Genomic DNA, 20,908 nt, shown 5'->3' on the forward strand with positions numbered 1-20,908 from the left:
CGGCCGACGTGTCGACCGGTGCTCGCCGTGGGAGCCTCCAGCCGCCTTCCCCGGGCGGCGGGAATCGCCGATCCGGGGACGGGCCGCGCCGGCGCCGCCGATAATTTTCGGAGACACGGCGGGAGGCCGGGCATGACCACCGGAGGCACCGCGGCACTGGTACGCCGGCCGGACGGTTCCACGCGGGCCACGCTGCTGGAGTTGCTCTTCGACGTGGTCTTCGTGGCCTCGCTCGCGCTGACCTCGACCCTGCTCGCGAACGTCCACAACTGGTCCGGCGCGGCGATGGTCCTGCTGATGCTGACAGCGATCTGGTGGACCTGGTCGGTCACCTCCACCACCACCGAGTTCTACGACCCGCAGCAGCGCCCCATCCAGACCATCCTGATGGTCGCCATGGTCGGTTCGGTGGGGATGGCGGCATCGTTGCCGATGGTCTCCGACGGGCACGCGATGGTTTTCGCGATCTCCTACGTCGGCACGCACGTGATCCGCGGCGTCATCCTGGTGACGACGTTGTACCGGAAGCGACATCGGTTGGCCATGGTCCGGGCCACCCGGTTCTTCTTCTGGTTCGTGGTGTCCGGCGTCTTCTGGGTCACCGGCGCGGTGTCCGGCACTGTGAACTGGGCCCTCTGGACCATCGCCATCATGATCGACCTGATCTCCGCGGCGGCCCGCTACCCCACGCCCTGGCTGGGCCGGGTGCCGTTCGAACAGTACGAGCGAACCACAGCACATCTGGGCGAGCGGTACCAGCAGTTCATCATCCTGGCCCTCGGCGACATCATCCTGGTTCCCACGCTGCAGGTCAGCCGGGGCCCGCTGGCCGGGCTCCGGGTCAGCGCGCTGTTCTGCGCGTTCGCCATCATGCTGCTGCTCTGGCAGGTCTACGTCTTCCGCGCCGGCGAGCTGCTGGAGGCCGGAGCCGGGCCGAAGTCGGGCCGGCCAGCGCGAGTGGCTCCGTACACCCATCTGGTGATGCTCGCCGGGGTCGTCGCCACGGCGGCCTCGTTCGACCTGGTCGTCACCCGGCCGACCGGCACCACGCCGGTGGGGTGGCTGTTACTGATCCTGGGCGGCCCGGCGCTGTTCGTGATCGGCCGCGCCCTGTTCACCCTGCTGGTGTCCAGGCTCCTGCCGTGGCGGCGAATGCTCTGCCTCCCCCTGCCGCTGCTGACGCTGCCGTGGGCCGGCCGTTGGCCGCCGCTGCTGGTCACCACAGTCGTGGCGCTCACGTTGGCGGCGCACATCCTGATTCCCGGAGCGGCCCGGGAGACCACACCGGACCTGCGGCTGCGGCAACCCGACGACTGACCCGCCAGGCTCAGCCGAAGTATCGACCGGCCCAGTCGGCCAGGTCCCGGGCGCACGCGTCCACCGACTCCTGCCAGGTCCGGGCCGCGCCCTCCCCCGCCTCGTCGCTGACCTGCTTGACCAGCCGGCACGGCACGCCGGCCTGCGCCGCGGCCCAGGCCACCGCGTACCCCTCCATGTCGACCAGGTCGGCGCGCTGCGCCAACCGGTCCCGCTCCGCGTCGTCGGCCACGAAGGTGTCACCGGTGGCCAGCACCGCGCCCTCGGCGGCCAGCGACAGCGGCGCCCCGTAGGTCTCGCCGGTGAGCGTGCGCAGCAGGTCGGTGTCCAGGTCGTGCTGGAGAACTGTGGCGACCTCGTGGATGCCGGCCCAGCCGGGACGCAACGCGCCCGCCGTACCCAGGTTGAGCAGCAGGGTGGGGCGCGGCCCGGCGGCCAGCACCGCTGCCACCGCGCTGGCGGCGTTCACCTTGCCCATGCCGGTGAGCAGGACCGGCAGCTCGGGCGGCAGGTAGCGGGCCTCCTCCCCCACGGCAAGAACCACCAACGGACGATCGGCGCGGACCGTACCTCGAAGATTCACCGGAGCATCGTACGAGCCGACCGGTGGGCAGTTGACGTCAGTCGTCGGAGAAGCGGTACAGCACGAAGTCCTTCTCCGCGCCGCAGGCGATCACGTGGGTGTTCCACGAGCAGGACGAGCTGCGCACGTCCTTCAGCTCACCCAACTCGTCGACCTCCCCGGACTCGGCCCACACCCCGGCCAGCACCCGGTTGTCAGCGACCACGCTGGGCGCCTTGGCGAAGACCAGCAGGTTGCCGGCGTCCAGACGGACAGCCACCCCGCCCCGGTCCCGCAGCACCGGCTCGCCGGCGGCGTCGAAGACGGTGACGGTCGGCTCCGGCAACTCCCGCTGGGCGAGCACCTGCTCACCCAACGGGACCAGGCCGGTCACGCCCGGCGCCGACCACCTGATCATGCGCTCGCCCTCGGTGGCCGCGACCACCTCGGTGCGCGCGACGTCATTGTCCGGCACCTGCAACAGGCAGGCCCGCCGCTCACCGCAGGCGACCAGCTCCTTCGGGCGGAACGCGTCGTTGCCGGAACGGTGCAGCACCACCGGCTCGGCGTCGGAGCCCAGGTCGTACGAGAGCAGCTGGTAACCACCCTCGTTGGCGGCCACGTACAGGCGGTCCTCGTGGGCGACCACCAGGTCGTCGAGGTCGGCGACGCTGCCCCACTGGCGCAGCACCGCGCCGGACGCCATGTCGAGCAGCCGCACCGACCGGTCCGCACCCACCTGCACCAGTCGCCGCCCCTTGCTCACCCACGGGTTGCGGGGCGTGCCGTCGAGGAAGGCCGGCCCGCCCGCCGCCGCGTCGGTGCCGACCGGCCGGACCACGGTACGGCCACCGGCGTACTGGCCGCGGGGGTTGGGCTGCTTCCACTTCGCCGAGCCGTTGGTCAGGCGCAGGCCGACCAGTTCGTCAGCGGCCCGGTCCACCACCACCGCAGTGTCGTCGCTGAAGTAGACGTCGTCGTCGCCACGCAGAACGCGTTGCCAGCGCTGCTCGCCGCTACGACCGTCGAGGACGGCCAGCGGTCGGGGGGTGCTGTCGCCCGGTGCGTCGGCGAGGACCGCCACCGCCCCGGGGACGGCGATGATCGCCTCCCAGTCGTCGGCCCGCACGTCGGTCTGCTCGCGCCACACCTCGCGGCCGTTGCCCGCGTCGACGGCCACCACCTCGAGCCGGTCGTCGGGCAGCGGAAACGCCAGGTAGGCCCGGTCGTCGAGCACCGCAGTCCACATGCCGACCGGCCGTTCGGCGCCGGCCGACAGCCGGGACAGCTCGCGCAGCGAGGCGAACTCCAGATCCGGGTAGCGGTCCCGGGTCAGGTAGAGCGTCGCCGCGGTGGCCACCCCGGCCAGGGCCAGCACCGCGCCGAGCACCACCCAGCGCGCCCTCCGCCAGCGGGTCGCGCCGACAGGTGGCGTCGGGGTGGCGCCAGCCAGGCCCGGCCCGGGGGGCGGGCCCGCCGGCGGGGTGGATCCCGGCCAGGGCTGCGACGGTACGACCGGCGCGGGCGCTCCGGCCGGGGCCGGCGGGCTCACCGGAGCAGGCGCGGGTGGTGCGAGTGGCGATCCCGCGTACGCCGGGGCGGGCAGCGGCTTGCGCAGCGGCAGGTCGGTCAGGGCGCCCTCGGCCACCGGCAACTCGGGCTGGTCCAGCACCGTCGGCGCGATCCCCAGCTCGGCGTGCAGCATGCGGGCCACCAGCGGGATTCGCGACGACCCGCCCACGAGGAACAGCCCGTCGAGCTGATCGGGGCGCAGCCCGGCGGCGGCGATGACCTCCCGGGCCCGCTGCACCGCCCGGCGCAGCAGCGGTGTGGCCACCCGCTCGACGTCCGCCCGGGTCAGCTGGATCGTCTCGGCCACTCCCGGCACCGCCACCGGGGCGACAGCAGACCGGGACAGGGTCTCCTTCGCACCACGTACCTCGTCCCAGAGCCGGACCTGGTCGCGGCGCTGTGCCGGATCCACCGGCCGGGTGAGCCGGGCCCACTGCGCGGCGTGCCGCTCACCGACCAACTCACCGACCCGCCGCACCAACGCGGCGTCGAGGTCCAGGCCGCCCAGGTCGGGCAGGCCACCGTCGGCGACCACGCTGAAGCCGGAGTCCCCCCAGGGGTCGGCGCCCTCGTTGCGCAGCACCGCGACGTCGAGCGTCCCGCCACCGAAGTCGAAGACCGCTATCGCCCCGCCGACCGGCACCGGACGGTGCAGCACCTGCGTGTAGTAGCGGGCGGCGGCCACCGGCTCCCGCAGCAACCGGGTGCCCGGCGGCGTCGGCCCGGCCAGGGTGTGCTCGGCCGCCTGCGGCCAGCCCGCCCGCAGCAGCGCGTCGGCGAGGACCTGCCGCCGCGTCGCGTCCCAGGCGGCCGGGCAGGTCACCACGGCCGGCGGCAGGAAACCCACAGCGCCCACCGCCGCGCGGCCGACCGTCGCCAGCACCGCGGCGAGCAGGTCGGCCGGCGGGTACGCGCGGTCGCCGAGCTGCACTGTCGGCTCGTCCACCCGACGCTTCGGGTTCGCCTCGAACCGGGCCGGGTCGGCCTGCGCCAACCGGCGCGCGTCCCAGCCGGTGTGCAGGGTGCCGTCCGGGTCGGCGTAGACAGCGGACGGACTGAGCGGTTGACCGTCCATCAGCAGCGGACGGGTCCGCCCGTCCGGCCAGCGCAGCACCGCGACCGTGTTGGACGTACCGAGGTCGATGCCGAGAGCGAAACCCTCGTGCTGGCCTGCCATTGCCCGATACCTCCGCCGCGACGAGGGGAACTCGACCCCGCATCGTACGCAGGCCCCGCCGCACTGCTGATCACTCGGTCCGGGGTGGTCGACGGCGTCCGATCAGTGGGTGGAGTGGACGCCCACCACCTCGTCCTCGCTGGTCTCCCCGGTCAGCTGGAACCCGAGTTTCAGGTAGAACCGCTCCGGGCCGTCCGGCCCCGGCTTCCAGGTCGTGTAGACGCGGTAGTGCCCACGTTGGCGGGCCTCGTCGCGGACGGCCTGCACCGCGAAGCGGCCATACCCCCGACCCTGGTGCTCGGCGGCGATGTTCAGCCGCCACAGCCCCGAGCGCCTGTCGTCCGGGTGGGCGGGATCCCACACGATGTCGAAGAAGCCCATCAGGAAGCCGACGATCTCGTCATCCTCGACGATCAGACGCGGCCACGCGATCTCGGGCTGCACGTACGCCTCGGCGAGGGACCAGGCGACCGGAGAGGCGAATTTCTCCTGGTCGGGCCGCACGCTCACCCGGCACGCGGCATCCACATTGTCTTGCGTGACCTTCACCAGTCGCGGCACGCCGGCAACCCTACCGAGACGGGCCGCGCAACAGGCCGTCGAGCAGCCCGCGCAGGCCGAACTGGAACCACGCGTCCAGGTCGGTGTCGGGTCTGGTCTGCCCGGCCGCGACCAGCCACTGTCGGTTGCGGGTACGACCGGTCCGTTCCAGCCGGGTGCGGGTCGCCGACCACCAGGCGTGGTAGGTGCTGTCGACGGGATCGCGCCGGATGAGCAGGGCCATGCCCTGGATGTAGCCGCTGAGCGCCAGGTAGGCGCGGAACGCCTCGGCCGGGTCGTATCCGGCGCTGCTGAACGCTGCGACCACCCGGTCGACCATGGCGAGTACCGCCGGCCCGGTCGGCGGTCGGTCGGTGGCGAGGATGGCCAGCAGCCAGGGATGGCGGCGGTACATCGCCCACTCGTCCTCGGCCAGCCGTTCGAGCCGTTGTCGAGGATCAGGCGGTAGTGGCGCGGCGCCCGGCGGGCGGGTCGCGGTGATCTGCTCGGCCATGGCGGCGAGGAGGTCGGCCCGGTTCCGGACGTGCCGGTACACGGCGTGGGCGGGCAGGCCGGCGCGTTGGGCGAGGACCCGCAGGGAGACGGCGTCCAGGCCGCCGGCGTCCGCCAGCTCGACAGCGAGGGCGACAAACCGGTGACGCGGGTCGCCGCCGGTCGGCGCGGGCAGGTCCGGCAATCGACGCGGGGTGCTGGTGGGGCCGTGCTCACGACGCCTGCGGTACGCGCGGGCCTGGCAGCGCCGGGAGCAGTAGCGGCGTGGGCGCCCCCGGCCGGCGCCGGCGGGCAGCTCCGCCTCGCACTCGACACACCGGACACTGAGCACGCCGCCTCCAGCCTCGTCACGGCACTGCCAGTGACGAAGGTACTACGGGCGAGCAGCCGGGCCGCCCCGATCGGTCCGTGCGGCGCGGAGCAGCCGGAGCTGACCGATCTCCGCGACGTTCTTCATCAGCTCCGAGTTGACCCAACCGACCGTGTGCGTGACCGTGTGGTCGGTCCCGTCCGGCCAGGGGAACGTCGCGATGCGGTCGAGGTCGCTGTCACCGAGCTGATCGAGCAGACCCAGCCACTCGGTGCGCAGGCCCCGCAGCCAGACGACACTCGGCTCGCCCGGGCCGGGCCAGACAACGGCCGTGCGCTGCCGGACTGGTCCACCCCGGAGATGGTCCATCGCCACTGTCCACCACCAGCCGACGTGCCAGGTGAGCCAGCCGATCGTCGGCACCGGGACCGGGTCGGGTTCGGTGTCGGCCCAGTCCGGGGTCCACGTGCCGTCGGTGCTCTGCCGCACCGACCAGCAGTGGTCGGCCGGCTCCCAGAGGAAGTCAGCGGCATCGAGTCGCTCAAGGTGGTACTCGAACAGCGACCACGTCAGGTCGAACTGCGAGCGCAGGATGGCCAGGGGCGCTACGGACATCCGGAGATTCTGTCGGGGCACGGCACTGCCGTCCACGAAATAACCCCACCCACCCAGCGGTCGGGGTGATCCCGGGTTGGCGGGTTCCGCGGAAATCGAATCACCCGCCAAACCCCTGATCAACCGATAGGGCGGGCAGGGTCGGCCGGGCAGCGGGCGGAGAGGGCGTAACGGAGCAGGACCACGTCACCGATCTGGCGGGCCTCGGCCAGGCGGGCGCGGCGGCCCGGGTGCCAGGGGAAGCGACCCTCGCCGACGAACCGGGGCGCCCGGCCGTCGCCGACGAAGAACGGGGCGACCACCAGGTGCAGTTCGTCGGCGAGACCGGCGGCGAGGAACTGCGCGTGCACCGTCCCGCCGCCCTCCACCATCAACCGCTGAACACCCCGCGCGGCCAGGTCGGTCAGCATCCACCCCGGGTCGACGGGCTCACCCGCGTCGATCACTGTGGCCAGTCGGCCGACCCGCTCCTCGGTCTTCTCCAGCGCGCCCGTGGCGCAGTACACGAGCCGGGCCGAATCACCGGCGGTGAAGAAGCGGGCGGTCGAATCGAGGTCACCCTGGGCGGTCAGGGTGACCTTGGTGGGCGAGGCCGGCCGACCGGCCGCCACCCGCTCGGCCCGTCGACTCGGGGAGCGCACCAGCAGCCGAGGGTCGTCTCGTCGGACGGTGCCGGCGCCGACCAGGATGGCATCGCAGCTGGCCCGGACCGCGTCGACGCGGTCCAGGTCCTCCTCGTTGGACAGCAGTAACCGCTGCTCGGAGGCGTCGTCGATGTACCCGTCGATGGAGGCGGCACAACTCAGCAGCACGTACGGCCGCGCCGGCCCCGGCCGCCAACTCATCGGGAGACGGGCCGCTCAGGAGCACGACCCGCGAGCACATCCGCCGCCTCGACCGCCTCGGCCGCCTCGACCTCCGCCGCCTTGGCCGCCTTGGCAGCCAGGTAGTCGGCGTTGGCCGGCGAGAGGAAGACGCTGGTGAGCACCCGTTCGACAACGTCCACGCCCAGCCGGGTCAACTGCTCGGCCTTGTCCGGGTTGCTGCTCAGCAGTCGGACCCGCGGCACGCCCAACGTGGCCAGCATCTGCGCGGCGGCCGTGTAGTCCCGCTCGTCCTCGCCCCGGCCCAGCGCGACGTTGGCCTGGTAGGTGTCCAACCCGGCGTCCTGCAACGCGTACGCGTCGAGTTTGGCGTACAGGCCGATGCCACGGCCCTCCTGCCGGAGGTAGAGCAGGAAACCGCCGGTCTCGGCGATCCGCTGCACCGCCTCGCGCAGTTGCGGCCCGCAGTCGCAGCGTTGGCTGCCGAACACGTCGCCGGTCAGGCACTCGCTGTGCGGACGGACCAGCGGGGCTGCTCCCCCGGCGGCCAGCCGGTCCAGGGCGCCCGCCCAGTCGCCGAGGCCGAGGGCCAGGTGCTCCCGACCGTCCACCAGGCCCTTGAAGGTGAACACCCGGGCGGTGGTGGTGTAGCCATCCGGAAACGCCAGCGGCACCGTGACCTGCGTGCGGATCGTGGCAACCGGCAATGCTTCGGGCATGGGACTCCTTCGTCCGGCGTCACCGTCGTCCGGCGACGCGTACCGTCTCACAACCGACTCAACATCCGCCGCCGGAGGCGGCTTCCCGGGCGGCGACCGGAGTTCGACGCCGCCGGGCCAGCAGCACGGCGGCCCCGGGCAGGCTGGCCACCAGCACCAGTGCACCGTAGACGGTGGCGGTGGCGACGCCCTCGGCCGCGCTGAGACCGGCTGCACCGAACACCCATGCTGCCACCCCCTCGCGAGGACCGAAGCCGGCCACGTTCAGCGGCAGGCCCATGGCGAGCAGTGCGAGCAGCGTCAACGGCAGCAGTCGGGACAGCGGGGCGTCCGATCCGGCGGTGCGCGCCGCCACCAGGAAGGTGGCCAGGTGACCGGCGACCATCACGGCCGAGGCGACCAGCACACCGAACCAGGTGCGCCGCGCCAGCAGCCCCGACCGCACGTCCGCCACGGCGGTACGCAGCGCCGTCGCCCAACGCGACCCGCCACCGTTGGGAAGGACCCTGGCCACCAGCACGACGACCAACCCGCCGGCGACGAGCAGCGCGGCGGCGACCGGCAGGTACCGCCGCACCGGGGACGGGAAGGCGGCGAGCACCACCAGCGCGACCCCGACCAGGACCACCTGCCCGGCGGCACGCTCCCAGACCACAGCGCGGATGCCCCGGCTCACGTCACCGGCGTCGCGGCCGTGGCGTACCGCCCGGTGCACGTCGCCGAGCATCCCGCCAGGCAGTGTGGCGTTGAGGAACACGGCCCGGTAGCAGTGCGCCACAGCCGTCGCCAGTGGCAGGCGTACGCCGAGGCCGCCGGCGACCAGGCTCCACCGCCACGCCGCGCAGACGGTGGTGAGCACCCCGATGACCAGCGCCGCGGCCAACGCCGGCGCGTCGATCAGTCGCACTCCGGCGAGGAACGGGCCGCTGCCCACCTGCCACAGCAGGACGGCGAGCAGACCCACCCCGCCGACCACTCGTGCCCAGGCCCAGAACATCGGCGCCGGCCTCCCCTTTGAAGATCGTCCACTTGCCCTAGTGCACGTACCCAGGGCGTGAACGGTTCATCCACCGGCGAGGAGGTCAGTGTGTTCGACAAGCACTGTGAGTCGTCCGGCCGCCGCGTCATCCAACCGACGGCGGGCGTACGCCTGGGCGGGATCGGCCAGGTCGGGGCGCTGCTCGCAGGCCGCCGCGAGCCACCCTCGAAACCATTCGACGGTCAGGTCGGCCTGCTCCGGGCCGAGACGCCACGGGCTGGGCCGTTCCCGCACGTCGACGCCGCGCCGGGCGAACGCGGCGGCGGTGGCGGCGACGGCATCCGGGCCCAGCAGCCGTCGGCCCTCGACGGTACGCCGCTGGTGGTCGTTGAACGCGGCCTCGACCGCCTCGTCGAGCGGGTCGGCCGGGGTGAACCGGACCCGCCCGGTCACCGAGATGGCGAACAGGGCGGGTCGGCCGACGCAGGCGTCCGCCACCCGTTCGATCTCCTCCACGGTGAGCATGTCCAGCAGCGCGGACGCGGTGACCAGGGAACCGTCGGCGAAATCGGCGGCGGTCAGCCGGGTGAGGTCGCCGCAGCGGGTGTGGACGGTGACCGGGGCGCCGTCGGCGGCGGTCACCCCCCTCATGCCCTCGGCGGCACGGGCCAGCAGGTCGGGGTCCCGGTCGTGCAGCACCCAGTGCTGTGGTCCGGGTAGCCGGGCGGCCAGCCAACGACTCATCGACCCGGTGCCGCTGCCCAGGTCGTGGATCACCGTCGGGCCGTCACCGGTCAGCCGGGCCCGGACGGCATCGAGCAGGTCCTCGGCGCGTGCCGCCGCGTCGGCCGGCTCACGCAACCGCAGCCAGTCGGCGAACGGCAGGGTCTCCTCGGCGGTCATTCCGCCACCTCCTTCAGCACGCCGGCCAGCAACGCGGTGGTCACCGGCCAGTCGGTCAGGGTGTCGCGCCGGGCGAGAGCGGCACGCCGCAGCCGGGCGCGCAGCGCGTCGTCGTCCAGCCAGCGGATCAGCGCGGCGGCCAGCGCCGCCGGGTCACCGGGTGGGACCAGCAGTCCCGGGCGCTCACCGCCGGGCGCGTGACCCAGCGCCTCCGGCAGCCCGCCCACGGCGGTGGTCAACACCGGCAGGCCGCGGGCCAGCGCCTCGGTGACGACCATGCCGTACGTCTCGCCTCTCGACGGCAGCACCAGCAGGTCGGCGGCGGCGTACGCGTCGTCCAACGCGGCGCCGGTCAGCGGGCCGACCAGCCGCACCCGCTCGGTGAGGCCCGCCCCGGTCAACCGGTCGCGCAGCCGGTGCACAAGGTCCGGTTCCCGGGCCAGCGTGCCCGCACAGACCATCGTCCACTGCCGGCCGACCAGCGTGGCCATCGCGTCGACCAGCACGTCGTACCCCTTGTGGTGGGTGACAGCCGCGACGCAGAGCAACCGGTCGCCGGCCACCGAGCCGGCCGCTGGCGGCGCGGGCCGCACCCCGGGCGGCACGGCCCGGACCCGGCCGGCGAGGGCCGGGTGGCGGGCCAGCAGGGCTCGGCATGTCCAAACGCTAGTGGTGACGACGGCGCGGGCGGTGGCCAGGGCGCGGGCCTCCGGCTCGTCGTCGAGCGGCAGGTGCACCAGGATCACCAGGCGCAGCCGACTGGCGTGCGGGGCGAGCAGGTCCGGTACGGCCGAGGCGACCAGGCCGTCGATCAGCACCACGGCGTCGTCGGGGGCGGCGGCGAGCACCCCGCCCAACGTCGCCATGTCGGCCGGGTCGGGGTGCGGCCACGCGCCGGGCACCTGATGCTCGTGCACCGACCACCCGCGCTCGCCCAGCCCCGCGCAGATCCGCCGGTCGTAGGCGTTGCCGCCGCTGGGCGTGGCCGGGTCGTCGATGTCACCGGGCAGGACGACGTGCACCGCCCGGCCCGCATCGGTCACAACGACCGCTCGTAGCTCGCCCAGGCGATGTGCGACTCGTGCAGGGTGACAGTGATGCCGCTCAGGTCGCGCGCCCCCGCGCCCAGCTCACCGGCGTGCACCCGCTCGACCAGCCGGTCCGCGACAGTACGGGCCAGCACCTCGGTGGTGGTGTTCACCCCGGCGAAGGCCGCCTCGTCGTCGAGGTTGCGGTACGTCAGCTCGCTCAGCACGGCCCGTAGCTGCTCGGTGGCCAGGCCGATGTCCACCACGATTCCGTCGCCGTCCAGGTCCGGCCGGCGGAACGTCGCGTCCACCACGAACGTCGCGCCGTGCAGCCGTTGGGCGGGCCCGAACACCTCGCCTCGGAAACTGTGGGCGATCATCATGTGGTCCCGAACTGTCACGCTGAACACTGTCACTCTCCGTCTTCGTAGGTGATGAGGTGGCAGAGCGCGGGCAGGTCGCCCGAGGTCAGTCTGTCGAGCACGTCGGGCAGCTCCGCGAAGCGCGACGCGCCGGTGATCAACGCGTCGAAGGCCGGGTCGTCGAGCAGGTCCAGGGCGAGCGCCAGTCGGTCGGTGTAACTGCGCCGTCCCCGTCGGGCGGGTGCCACCATGCCGACCTGGCTGCTGCGCACGCTGAGTCGACCGGAGTGGAACGCGCCGCCCAGTGACACCTGCACCGGGCGGTCGCCGTACCAGCTCAGCTCGATGACGGTGCCCTCCGGGGCGAGCAGGTCCAGCGACTGTTGCAGGCCGGCGGCGGTGGCGCTGGCGTGCACGACCAGGTCCCGGTCGCCACGGGCTTCGGCCGGGTTGGCGAAGTCGACGCCGAGGGCCCCGGCGACGCCGGCCCTGCGCGCGTCGGTGTCGACCAGCTCGACGTGCACGCCGGGGAACCGGGCCAGAAGCGCCGCGACGCAGCAGCCCACCATGCCCGCGCCGATCACCGTGACCCGGTCGCCGACCAGCGGCGCCGCGTCCCAGAGCGCGTTGACGGCGGTCTCCACGGTGCCGGCGAGCACCGCTCGGGCGGCCGGCACCCCCTCCGGCACCGGCACCACGGCACTCACCGGCACGACGTAGGCGCTCTGGTGCGGGTGCAGACAGAACACCGTCCGTCCGAGCAGCTCCGGCGGGCCCTGCTCGACCACGCCGACGCTCAGGTAGCCGTACTTCACCGGGCCGGGGAACTCGCCCTCCTGAAACGGCGCGCGCATGGTGGCGTACTGGTCGGCGGGCACCCGGCCGGCGAAGACCAGCGTCTCGGTGCCCCGGCTGACCCCTGAGTAACGGGTCCGAACCAGCACCTCGTCGGGGCCAGGGGCGGTCAGCGACACCGGCCGGATCTCGGCCACCCCGGGTTCGCGCACCCAGCAGGCGTACGCCTCGCGGATCACCGTCGCGCACCTCAGCTCTGCTCCGGGCCGAATCGATCGGCCAGGTCGGATCCCCGGTCGGGGGTTGTCGATCATAAACACGGAAGTTCGGTGCGCACAGTTCGAAGCTCGCCCGGCAGGACCGCCATTCCGGCCTGCCTCGCTCCGAGGTCGTCCGGTCTGGCCACGGTGCGGCGGACCGCCGTGGGACGCTCCGGGCGGGCGTCCGTCGGATAGCTACCTCATTGATACGTTGGGTCACGAAGGGCGGGCCGCTGCGGCTGCCCATCGGCGGGTTTCGGGTGTGCGCCGCGCCGACGTCCGGAGGTCCGCTCCCCCGGTGCTCCGGTGTGGTGACCGGCAGGTCACGGGTGTCCGGGCTGGTGTGAGCCTTGACGTCGCCCGCTGCGGAATTCGCGGGCCAGAACCGGGCCGAGACGAGAAGGATGGAGCAGGACATGATCGTTCCGCAGGGGTTCCGCGCGGTGGTCGCGAACGCCGGGCTCAAGGAGGACGAGGACGACTTCACCGCCCTGGTCTCCGAGGTGCCCGCGGTCAGCGCCGCGGTGTTCACCCGCTCCCGGTTCGCCGGCCCCAGCGTCGTGCTCAGCCGTTCGGCGGCGTCGACGTCCTCCGCCCGCGGCGTCGTGGTGCTCTCCCGCAACGCGAACGTGGCCACCGGCAAGGAAGGGCTGGAGAACGCCCGCGAGGTGCGGTCCACAGTGGCTCGCGCCGCCGGGCTGGACGACGAGGAGCTGCTCATCGCGTCGACCGGGGTGATCGGGAAGCAGTATCCGATGCTGAGGGTGCGACAGCGCCTGGCCGAGCTTCGGTGGCCCTTTCCGCCTGCCGATTTCGACCGGGTCGCACGGGCGATCATGACCACCGACACCACGCCCAAGGTGGTACGGGCCAGCTGCGGAGCGGCGAGCATCGTCGGTGTCGCGAAGGGCGTCGGCATGATCGAACCGAACATGGCCACCCTGTTGACGTTCTTCTGTACGGACGCCCGCATCGAGCCGGTCGACCTGGACCGGGTGTTCCGGTCGGTTATCGCTCGCACCTTCAACGCGGTCAGCATTGACACCGACACCTCCACCAGCGACACAGCGGCCGTCTTCGCCAACGGCCTGGCCGGGCCGGTGGATCTGGACGACTTCGAGCAGGCGTTGTACACGGTCGCACTGGATCTGGTGCGGATGGTCGCCCGCGACGGGGAGGGCGCCAGCAAACTCATCGAGGTACGGGTCAGCGGCGCCCGGGACGGCCAGCAGGCCAAGCGGGTCGGCAAGGCCATCGTCAACTCACCGCTGGTGAAGACGGCAGTGCACGGCGCGGACCCGAACTGGGGCCGGGTGGCCATGGCGGTCGGCAAGTGCGAGGACGACGAGGACATCGACCAGCAACGGGTACGGATCGGCTTCGGCGGTATCGAGGTCTATCCGACACCGGCCACTGAGGAGACCCTGGTTCGGCTGCGGCGCCACCTCGAAGGCGAGGACGTGGTGATCGAGGTGGACCTGGGGATCGGCGCCGACGCTTTCACCGTGTACGGGTGCGACCTCACTGACGGATACATCCGGATCAACGCTGACTACACCACCTGAGCGCCGATGCATCCGGGCGGTACCCCCCGAGGTACCGCCCGGACGTTCGGAGCCGAGCCGTGCGGGTCAGCGGGATGCCAGCCGGAACCGGAGGGGAACCGGTCCGGCCCTCGCGGCACGTCACCCCACGACCACGACTGTCGACGTCACCGATTCGGGAGCGGCGCGACCACCTCGGTCGACCGCCAGGCCCTGCTCGCGACGTCGTAGACCATCCGGCGGTCGACCTGCTTCGGGACCGGCTGGCCGAGCCGCCACGATTCGGACGTGGCGTGCAGATCGACAGTCACCGAGCCCGGTGTCGCGGCGCCCAACTCGCCGACCCAGTGCCGGCTCTGCTCGATCAGCCGCTGCACGGTCTCGACGTCAGGCGTCGTCACCGCCACCACTGTGGTGTCGACGAGCGCCGAGCCGACCAACAGGGCCAGGAGCCGACCGAGGACCGCCGCGGGCACCGCGCGGTCCGTCGTCTCGACAACCACGTAGCAGTCGTCGTGCCCGGAGAACAGCAGGCGTGAACCTGCCAGCGCGGGTAGGACCGGCTTGTCGTACGTGGCCGTTCCGATGACCACGATCATCTCGTCGACCCGCGCGGCGGAAGGCGTACCCGGCACGTCGACGAGTGTCAGCTCGTAGGGGTACCAGCCGGCCAGGAACCGGGGCAGCTGCTCCCGGCCGATCAGCAGGGCCTCTTCGCTGAGGCCGACGACCCCGGCCGTCAGCGCACCGACCTGGTGCACCTCGAAGCTGACGCCCTGCTCCGCAGCGATCCGCGACGGCCGCCACTGCTGATAGTCCTCGTCCAGGAAGCTGTTGGTATCCAGGCCGACGACCATGATGGTGTCGTTGCCGGCGAACATGAGCACATCAGCCAGCTCGGCGGCCTGCGCCGCGGTCGCGGTCACCATCCAGGAGCCGCCCTTCTCGCAAACGTTGAAGCTCAACGGGAAGGGCGCGCCGTCCAGCCCCACGCTGTTCACGGAGAACGCGCCATCAGGTCGGATCTCTACCGTCGCGGCGTCGCCCACGGCGATCGGGTAGCCGATCTCGGTGAGGTCCACCCGCAGGTCGGCGACGCTGAGCTGCGGATTCACTGCCCTTGTCACGGTGTCGGTGAGCGGTCGATGGGCAACGATGTGCTCGACCGCCGCCCGGTCCACCGTCATCTCGTAGTAGTCGACGGCGAACTCGACGAAGCGGTCGACGATGTCGTCGAGCAGGATGTCGAGCAGCCCTGACCCGTCCGGGCCGTTGTCGTCGTACGGCCTTGGTGGTGGGAAGGCGATGCCGTCACCGGCGTGCCAGCGATCGTCCTCCGCCAGCCGCCACAGCACCGTCGTCGCGACGAGTTGCCCGTCCTCGTCGCAGAAGGCGGGTTCCGTCACGTGTGGACGCAGGACCTCCGGAACACCGTCGACCAGGCCCGGCCACAGCTCGTGGTCCGGGTGGCGGTACGGCGACATCGCCGACTCGTGGTCGAAGAGTCGGATGAAGGCACCGTCGGCGGTGAACACGACGGCCCACTCGTCGCCGCTGCCGTTGCTCATCGACGCCGCCTCGTCCCCGCCCCAGTTCGAGGTGTAGGCGTAGTAGGGCTCACCGCCGTCGATGATGCGCTCGAGCACAGCCAACGCCTTGCAGCGCTGCCGCAGCAGGTCGATGTCGGGCAGTTGGGCGGCGACGTCGTAGGCGGTCACCGGGTCACCCTAGTGAGGCGGCAGCGCCCCGGTGTCGGGGGCGAGGACCCGGGTGAAGAACGCCAGGGTGTCGCGGATCAGCGGCTCCACCGGCACTCCGGCGAAGCAGTGGTCGGCCCCCCGCACCACCGACAACTCGACATCGGCGCCCGCCGCGGTCAACGCCGCGGCCAGCTCCTCGCTCTGCCCCACCGGTACGACCAGGTCCTGGTCGCCGTGGATCAGCAGCATGGGTGGGGCCTGGTCGGTGACGTGGGTGATCGGGCTGGCCGCCCGGCCCAGGCCCGGGTTGTCCGCCAACGGGGCGCCGATCAGCAGCGACTCCGGCGAGTCGGCGGCGTCGTGGTCGATCGTTCCGGCCGGGTGTGCCTGCGACTGCATGGTCAACAGGTTCGACGGCGCGTACCAGCAGACCGCCGCCTCGACGCGGCTGTCGTCCTGGTCGTCGCAGGTCAGCGCGAGCATCGAGGCCAGGTGTCCACCAGCCGACTCACCCCACACCCCGATCCGCTCGCGGTCCACGCCCACCGTGTCGCCGTGTCGGCGCAGCCAGCGCACCGCCGCCTTGACGTCGTCGAGTTGGGCCGGGAAGTGCGCCTCGCCGCTGAGCCGGTACTGGGCGGAGGCGACAGCGAACCCGGCACTGATGGCGGCGGTGAACGGGTCCACCTCCATCAGCCAGTCCGCCGGGTGTTTGGGCGAGCCGAACAGCCAGGCGCCCCCGTGGATCCACACCAGGACCGGGGCCGGTTGGGGCGCCGCCACCGGCACGGCAAGGTCCAACGTCAGCGGGCGGAAGCCCGGGACCTCGTTGACGACGATGTCGCGGTGCTCGGTCCGGTCGGTCGAGCCTCGGGATGCCGCATCGATCATCAGGCCATCTTCGCACCGACGGTCCCGGCGTACCCGCTCACGGAAGCCGAGCTGATCACTGCTGCTTGTCGGGCGTGGCGGGGCGGGCGCGGACGTGCAGTCGCTCCCCCTGCGGCCCGAAGAGACTGAGGGCCTCCGCGGTGCCGGGGCCGGGGTTGAAGAAGAGGTGCGGAATGCGCGTGTCGAACTCGGCCACCTCCCCCGGGGTCAGCGTGAGATCACGGTCGCCGAGCAGCAGGCGCAGCCGGCCGGAGAGCACGTAGAGCCACTCGTACCCCTCGTGGGCCTGCGGGATTCGGCCCCCGGCGGACGGGTCCGGCGGGAAGATCTGCTTGAACGCCTGGACACCGCCCGGCCGGCGGGTCAGCGGCAGGTACGTCACGCCGTGGATGACTATCGGTTTGGGGCGTACCCGGGGGTCGCCGGTGGCGGGGGCGTCGACCAGTTCGTCCAGCGCCACCTGGTAGGCCCTCGCCAGCGGGAGCAGTAACTCCAGGGTGGGGCGACGGCTACCCGACTCCAGCCGGGACAGGGTGCTCACCGAGATGCCGGTCAGGTCGGCGAGCTGGGTCAGCGTGGTCCCGCGTTGGTGACGCAGGGCACGCAGCCGGGGGCCGACGGCCGCCAGCGCGGCGCTGTCCTCGTTTGCCATAACGGCAAGGATAGTTGCCACCTTGCCGACGGCGACGGATGGTGGGCGCAGCCGACAGAGCAAGAGGGAGATATACCGGTGGACGAGACATATGACGTGGTGGTGGTGGGTGGCGGTGCCGCAGGGCTCAGCGGAGCCCTGGCGCTGAGCCGGGCCCGACGCTCGGTACTGGTGATCGACTCCGGTGAGCCGCGCAACGCGCCGGCCGACCGGATACACAACTACCTCGGCCGGGAGGGGACGCCGCCGGGCGAGCTGCTCGCGATCGGCCGGGCCGAGGTGGCGGGGTATGGCGGGCAGTTCCGCACCGGACGGGTGCAGGCCGCGACCCGGGACGACGACGGGTTCCGGCTGAGCCTCGACGGCGGGGAATCGGTGCGGGCCCGCCGGCTGCTGGTGACCACCGGCCTGACCGACGAACTGCCCGACGTGCCCGGCCTCGCCGAGCGGTGGGGTCGCGACGTGCTGCACTGCCCGTACTGCCACGGCTGGGAGGTTCGGGACCGCCGGATCGGCGTCCTGGCGACCAGCCCGCTGAGCGTGCACCAGGCCGAGATGTGGCGACAGTGGAGTTCCAGCGTGCTGCTCCTCCTGCACGACGCTCCGGCGCCGGACGCGGAGACCGCCGAGCGGCTCGCCGCCCGCAGCATCGCGGTGGTGCCCGGCCCGGTCGCCGCTGTGGAGGTGACCGACGACGCGCTGACCGGTGTACGGCTCGCCGACGGCCGGGTGGTGGCGCTCGACGCGATAGTGGTGGCGACGCGGGTGACTCCCCGCGCCGACATGCTGGTGGGGTTGGGTCTGGCCCCGGAGGAGGTGACGATGGGCGAGCACGTCATCGGCGCCCAGATCCCGACCGACGCCACCGGCGCGACCACCGTCAGTGGTGTCTGGGTCGCGGGCAACGTGGCCGACATCCGCGGTCAGGTGATCACGTCCGCCGGGGCCGGCCTGAACGCGGCGGCGGCGATCAACGCCGATCTCATCGCCGAGGAGACCCGCGACGCGGTGGCCGCGTACCGGGAGTTGGTGGCCACGACGTTCGAGGAACCGGCGTGGGAGGAGCGCTACCAGTCCCGCCCCTCGGTCTGGAGTGGCCGGCCCAACCCGCAACTGGTCGCCGAGGTCACCGACCTGGCCCCGGGGCGCGCCCTGGACGTGGGCAGCGGCGAGGGTGCCGACGCGGTGTGGTTGGCCGAGCGCGGCTGGCAGGTGACGGCGGTGGACATCTCCACCACCGCGTTGAGCCGGGCCGCCGCACACGCCGAGACCGCCGGCGTGGGCGACCGGATCGAGTTCACCCACGCCGACCTACGGGAGAAGCCGCCCACCGAGGAGGCGTACGACCTGGTGTCCGCGCAGTTCATGCACCTGCCACCGACGGAGCGGCGGGAGTTGTTCGGCCGGCTGGCCGCGGCAGTGGCACCCGGCGGCGTCCTGCTGATCGTCGGGCACCACCCGTCGGATCTGTGGGGGTCGGCGCACCGGATGCACATGCCGGACATGATGTACACCGCGCAGGACGTGGCCGCCGATCTGGCGCCGGCCCAGTGGGAGGTGCTGGCGGCTGAGGAACGCTCCCGCCTCGCCACCGACCAGAACGGTGAGGACATCACCCTCCACGACGCGGTACTGGTCGCCCGCCGACGCTGACCTCGCACCACCGACAGGCGTCGATCATGGAGTTGTGGTGGATGACAAAGGTGGCGGAGCACCACAGTTCCGGCACCACGACTCCATGATCGGCGCGGCAACACTGGCACACGGGACGGCAACGTGAGAGGTGGTGGGGCAGGACTTCGCATGAGGTCCGCTCGGCGGTAGCGTTGCGCCACACTGACGGCCAGTGGGGCAGGCGACCGCCGACCCTGACGCCCCGATCGTACGGAGGATGGTGCATGTCCATCGGCGCTGAGCCGCACGCAGCACGCGACGATGCGGCCTCCCGGCCGAGCTTCGAGCTCGCCCTGCGCGGATACGACAAACGCCAGGTGGACCGGCACCTGGAGCAGCTCGACGGCCAGATCGCGATGCTGAGCGGAGAGCACGGGCGCTCCGCCGTCCGCGTCCGTGAACTGACCGCCGAGGTGCAGCGGCTGCGTGCCGAACTGGCTGAGCTTCAGGAGCAACCCGTGCAGGTGGACCGCGCTTCGTTCCACGATCTGGGCCCGATGGTCGGCGAGATCATGGCGCTCGCCGAGAAGCAGGCCGGCATCATCACCGAGTCGGCCACCGACCGGGCCAACGAGCTGCGCAGCGAGTCCGAGCGGATCCTCGCCGACACCCGTGAGCGGGCCGCGCAGGCACGTCAGGATCTGGCCGAGGAGCTGGCCGCCCGACGGGCCGAGCAGGAGCAGGCGCACGAGGAGCGGCGCACCCTGGCTGAGGCGGAACTGACAGCGATCCGCGAGCACGCCGAGCAGTTGCGGGCCGACGGTGAGGCAGCGCACGAGCGCGCCCAGGCCGAGGCCAAGCGGATCACCGAGCAGAGCGCGCAGCAGCTCAACCAGACCCGGGTGGCCGCCGACGCGCTCATGAAGTCAGCCCGTACCCAGATCCAGCAGGAACTCCAGTCGACCCGCTCCAAGCACCAGCAGGAGATGGCCCAGTGGCAGGCCAGCGTGGAGCGAGAGGTCAACGAGCGGCGTACCGCCGCCGAGCAGGACATCGCCGAACAGCAGGCCGCCGCCGAGCAGGAGCTGGCCGAGCAGCGCAGCGCGACCGAGCAGCAGATCGCGGCGCTGCTCGCCGAGGCGCAGCAGCACGTGACCGAGCTGCGCAACCGCGCCGACGAGCAGGCCGCCAGCCATCAGCAGCAGCTCGCCGCCCTGCAGAAGGAGCTTGACGAGCGCCGGCAGGAGGCCGCTGACCTGAACGCCGAGCTGGACACCGGCCGCCAGCAGCTCGCCGAGATCCGCCAGGAGGGCGAGACGCTGGAGAACGAGCTGTCCCGGATGCAGCAGCGACTCAGTGAGGTCCGTCGGGACCTTACCGCCGAAAGTGCCCGGTTGGACGAGGCCCGGCGGGCCGGGGACTCCGCCGAGCGGCACGCCAAGGAGGTCCGCGCCCGCGTACAGCGGGAGGCGAAGCGGGTGGCCGACCTCGCCGCCGCGGCGGTCATGGCCGCGGCAGCCGGCGGTACGGAGACCGCCGAGTACCCGATGGTGGGTTCCCGCTCCAACGCCGACCGGCCCGCCCCGGAGCGGGTGGGCGTCGAGCGGCTCACCGTCGACCGCGTCGGCGTCGACAGGTACTCCGCCGAGCGCCCCACGGTGGACGATGCGGACGCCGATCGCGCCCCGCTCCGCCCCGCGCCCGTCGACCGCACCCCGGTCGAGAACCGCTACGCCGACCTGACCCCTGTGGAACAGGCCAATGGCGACCAGGCCCCGGCCGAGCAGGCGAACGGCGACCGGGCAGGGGCGGAGCAGGCGAACGGCGAGCATGCGGACGCACCGGCGGCGGCGGACGAGTCGACGACGTCCGAACCTACGGCGGCCCGCGAGGTTGGCGCCGACGACGCCGAGCGGACCTTCCCCCGGCACATCGGCACTGACGCACCGACGCCAGTGCCGTTCCTGGCCTTCGGGCAGCCGGTCAGCGAGAACGGCGCCGCCCGCCACTGACCTCACCCGTGGTTGCACC

General features: G+C 72.5%; 19 protein-coding genes. 4 read left to right on the plus strand and 15 right to left on the minus strand.

Going from position 1 to position 20,908, the window contains the following annotated elements; translation table 11 throughout:
* The first annotated feature begins 132 nt into the window (after positions 1-132).
* Complete coding sequence (locus tag AB0K35_RS00270) at positions 133-1,317, plus strand: low temperature requirement protein A (protein WP_363882411.1); 1,185 nt, start codon at positions 133-135, stop codon at positions 1,315-1,317.
* Positions 1,318-1,327: 10 nt separating this feature from the next.
* Here AB0K35_RS00270 and AB0K35_RS00275 read toward each other — a convergent pair whose 3' ends face one another.
* The 12 genes from AB0K35_RS00275 to AB0K35_RS00330 form a co-directional block, all read right to left on the minus strand.
* Complete coding sequence (locus AB0K35_RS00275; protein ID WP_238669144.1) at positions 1,328-1,900, minus strand: nucleosidase; 573 nt, start codon at positions 1,898-1,900, stop codon at positions 1,328-1,330.
* A gap of 37 nt (positions 1,901-1,937) precedes the next feature.
* A complete protein-coding gene (locus tag AB0K35_RS00280; RefSeq protein WP_363882414.1) occupies positions 1,938-4,628 on the minus strand; it encodes an Hsp70 family protein in 2,691 nt (896 codons plus the stop codon).
* Positions 4,629-4,730: 102 nt separating this feature from the next.
* Positions 4,731-5,189, minus strand: a complete 459-nt coding sequence (locus tag AB0K35_RS00285) for a GNAT family N-acetyltransferase (RefSeq protein WP_238669142.1) — start codon at positions 5,187-5,189, stop codon at positions 4,731-4,733.
* A 10-nt stretch (positions 5,190-5,199) separates the two neighbouring features.
* On the minus strand, positions 5,200-6,012 hold the full coding sequence (locus tag AB0K35_RS00290; RefSeq protein WP_238669141.1) for a TetR/AcrR family transcriptional regulator: 813 nt from the start codon (positions 6,010-6,012) through the stop codon (positions 5,200-5,202).
* A 42-nt stretch (positions 6,013-6,054) separates the two neighbouring features.
* Complete coding sequence (locus tag AB0K35_RS00295; protein ID WP_238669140.1) at positions 6,055-6,606, minus strand: DinB family protein; 552 nt, start codon at positions 6,604-6,606, stop codon at positions 6,055-6,057.
* Between the two features lie 119 nt (positions 6,607-6,725).
* Positions 6,726-7,451, minus strand: coding sequence for a dihydrofolate reductase family protein (locus AB0K35_RS00300; protein ID WP_238669139.1), 726 nt, complete (start codon positions 7,449-7,451; stop codon positions 6,726-6,728).
* Positions 7,448-8,149 carry a GTP cyclohydrolase II gene (gene ribA, locus AB0K35_RS00305; protein WP_238669138.1) on the minus strand — a complete coding sequence of 234 codons (702 nt, stop codon included), beginning with the start codon at positions 8,147-8,149 and terminating at the stop codon, positions 7,448-7,450. The genes AB0K35_RS00300 and ribA overlap by 4 nt, the downstream gene beginning before the upstream one ends.
* 58 nt (positions 8,150-8,207) lie before the next feature.
* Complete coding sequence (locus AB0K35_RS00310; RefSeq protein WP_238669137.1) at positions 8,208-9,146, minus strand: lysylphosphatidylglycerol synthase transmembrane domain-containing protein; 939 nt, start codon at positions 9,144-9,146, stop codon at positions 8,208-8,210.
* A 66-nt stretch (positions 9,147-9,212) separates the two neighbouring features.
* Positions 9,213-10,031, minus strand: coding sequence for a class I SAM-dependent methyltransferase (locus tag AB0K35_RS00315; RefSeq protein WP_363882420.1), 819 nt, complete (start codon positions 10,029-10,031; stop codon positions 9,213-9,215).
* Positions 10,028-11,074, minus strand: coding sequence for a glycosyltransferase family 4 protein (locus tag AB0K35_RS00320; protein WP_363882423.1), 1,047 nt, complete (start codon positions 11,072-11,074; stop codon positions 10,028-10,030). Before AB0K35_RS00320 ends, AB0K35_RS00315 begins: the two co-directional genes overlap by 4 nt.
* On the minus strand, positions 11,071-11,469 hold the full coding sequence (locus AB0K35_RS00325; protein WP_238669195.1) for a 6-carboxytetrahydropterin synthase: 399 nt from the start codon (positions 11,467-11,469) through the stop codon (positions 11,071-11,073). The genes AB0K35_RS00320 and AB0K35_RS00325 overlap by 4 nt, the downstream gene beginning before the upstream one ends.
* A gap of 2 nt (positions 11,470-11,471) precedes the next feature.
* Positions 11,472-12,455, minus strand: a complete 984-nt coding sequence (locus tag AB0K35_RS00330) for a zinc-binding alcohol dehydrogenase (protein ID WP_363882425.1) — start codon at positions 12,453-12,455, stop codon at positions 11,472-11,474.
* A 437-nt stretch (positions 12,456-12,892) separates the two neighbouring features.
* Between AB0K35_RS00330 and argJ the strand changes: the two genes are divergently transcribed.
* Positions 12,893-14,041: a bifunctional glutamate N-acetyltransferase/amino-acid acetyltransferase ArgJ gene (gene argJ, locus AB0K35_RS00335; protein ID WP_363882427.1), complete on the plus strand. Its 1,149-nt coding sequence runs from the start codon at positions 12,893-12,895 to the stop codon at positions 14,039-14,041.
* Positions 14,042-14,187: 146 nt separating this feature from the next.
* On the opposite strand, the gene AB0K35_RS00340 is transcribed toward argJ, so the two are convergent.
* From AB0K35_RS00340 to AB0K35_RS00350, 3 genes are read right to left on the minus strand one after another with little or no spacing between them, the layout of a single operon-like run.
* A complete protein-coding gene (locus AB0K35_RS00340) occupies positions 14,188-15,738 on the minus strand; it encodes a hypothetical protein (RefSeq protein WP_363882429.1) in 1,551 nt (516 codons plus the stop codon).
* Positions 15,739-15,747: 9 nt separating this feature from the next.
* Positions 15,748-16,611 (minus strand): alpha/beta hydrolase, encoded by an 864-nt coding sequence (locus AB0K35_RS00345; RefSeq protein ID WP_363882431.1) that lies wholly within the window; start codon positions 16,609-16,611, stop codon positions 15,748-15,750.
* A gap of 55 nt (positions 16,612-16,666) precedes the next feature.
* On the minus strand, positions 16,667-17,263 hold the full coding sequence (locus tag AB0K35_RS00350) for a helix-turn-helix transcriptional regulator (protein ID WP_112589922.1): 597 nt from the start codon (positions 17,261-17,263) through the stop codon (positions 16,667-16,669).
* A gap of 78 nt (positions 17,264-17,341) precedes the next feature.
* Between AB0K35_RS00350 and AB0K35_RS00355 the strand changes: the two genes are divergently transcribed.
* On the plus strand, positions 17,342-18,916 hold the full coding sequence (locus tag AB0K35_RS00355; protein ID WP_363882434.1) for a bifunctional NAD(P)/FAD-dependent oxidoreductase/class I SAM-dependent methyltransferase: 1,575 nt from the start codon (positions 17,342-17,344) through the stop codon (positions 18,914-18,916).
* Positions 18,917-19,161: 245 nt separating this feature from the next.
* Positions 19,162-20,889 carry a hypothetical protein gene (locus tag AB0K35_RS00360; RefSeq protein ID WP_363882437.1) on the plus strand — a complete coding sequence of 576 codons (1,728 nt, stop codon included), beginning with the start codon at positions 19,162-19,164 and terminating at the stop codon, positions 20,887-20,889.
* Positions 20,890-20,908: the final 19 nt, after the last annotated feature.

It is taken from the genome of Micromonospora sp. NPDC053740, assembly GCF_040677775.1.
Taxonomy (GTDB): Bacteria; Actinomycetota; Actinomycetes; order Mycobacteriales; family Micromonosporaceae; genus Micromonospora; species Micromonospora alfalfae.

Excerpts from the sequence above, each read along its gene's own strand:
- AB0K35_RS00280 (WP_363882414.1), bottom strand. The coding sequence starts at position 4,628 with ATGGCAGGCCAGCACGAGGGTTTCGCTCTCGGCATCGACCTCGGTACG.
- AB0K35_RS00345 (WP_363882431.1), bottom strand. The coding sequence starts at position 16,611 with ATGATCGATGCGGCATCCCGAGGCTCGACCGACCGGACCGAGCACCGC.
- AB0K35_RS00295 (WP_238669140.1), bottom strand. The coding sequence starts at position 6,606 with ATGTCCGTAGCGCCCCTGGCCATCCTGCGCTCGCAGTTCGACCTGACG.
- AB0K35_RS00270 (WP_363882411.1), top strand. The coding sequence starts at position 133 with ATGACCACCGGAGGCACCGCGGCACTGGTACGCCGGCCGGACGGTTCC.
- ribA (WP_238669138.1), bottom strand. The coding sequence starts at position 8,149 with ATGCCCGAAGCATTGCCGGTTGCCACGATCCGCACGCAGGTCACGGTG.
- AB0K35_RS00315 (WP_363882420.1), bottom strand. The coding sequence starts at position 10,031 with ATGACCGCCGAGGAGACCCTGCCGTTCGCCGACTGGCTGCGGTTGCGT.
- argJ (WP_363882427.1), top strand. The coding sequence starts at position 12,893 with ATGATCGTTCCGCAGGGGTTCCGCGCGGTGGTCGCGAACGCCGGGCTC.
- AB0K35_RS00310 (WP_238669137.1), bottom strand. The coding sequence starts at position 9,146 with ATGTTCTGGGCCTGGGCACGAGTGGTCGGCGGGGTGGGTCTGCTCGCC.
- AB0K35_RS00360 (WP_363882437.1), top strand. The coding sequence starts at position 19,162 with ATGTCCATCGGCGCTGAGCCGCACGCAGCACGCGACGATGCGGCCTCC.
- AB0K35_RS00300 (WP_238669139.1), bottom strand. The coding sequence starts at position 7,451 with ATGAGTTGGCGGCCGGGGCCGGCGCGGCCGTACGTGCTGCTGAGTTGT.
- AB0K35_RS00350 (WP_112589922.1), bottom strand. The coding sequence starts at position 17,263 with ATGGCAAACGAGGACAGCGCCGCGCTGGCGGCCGTCGGCCCCCGGCTG.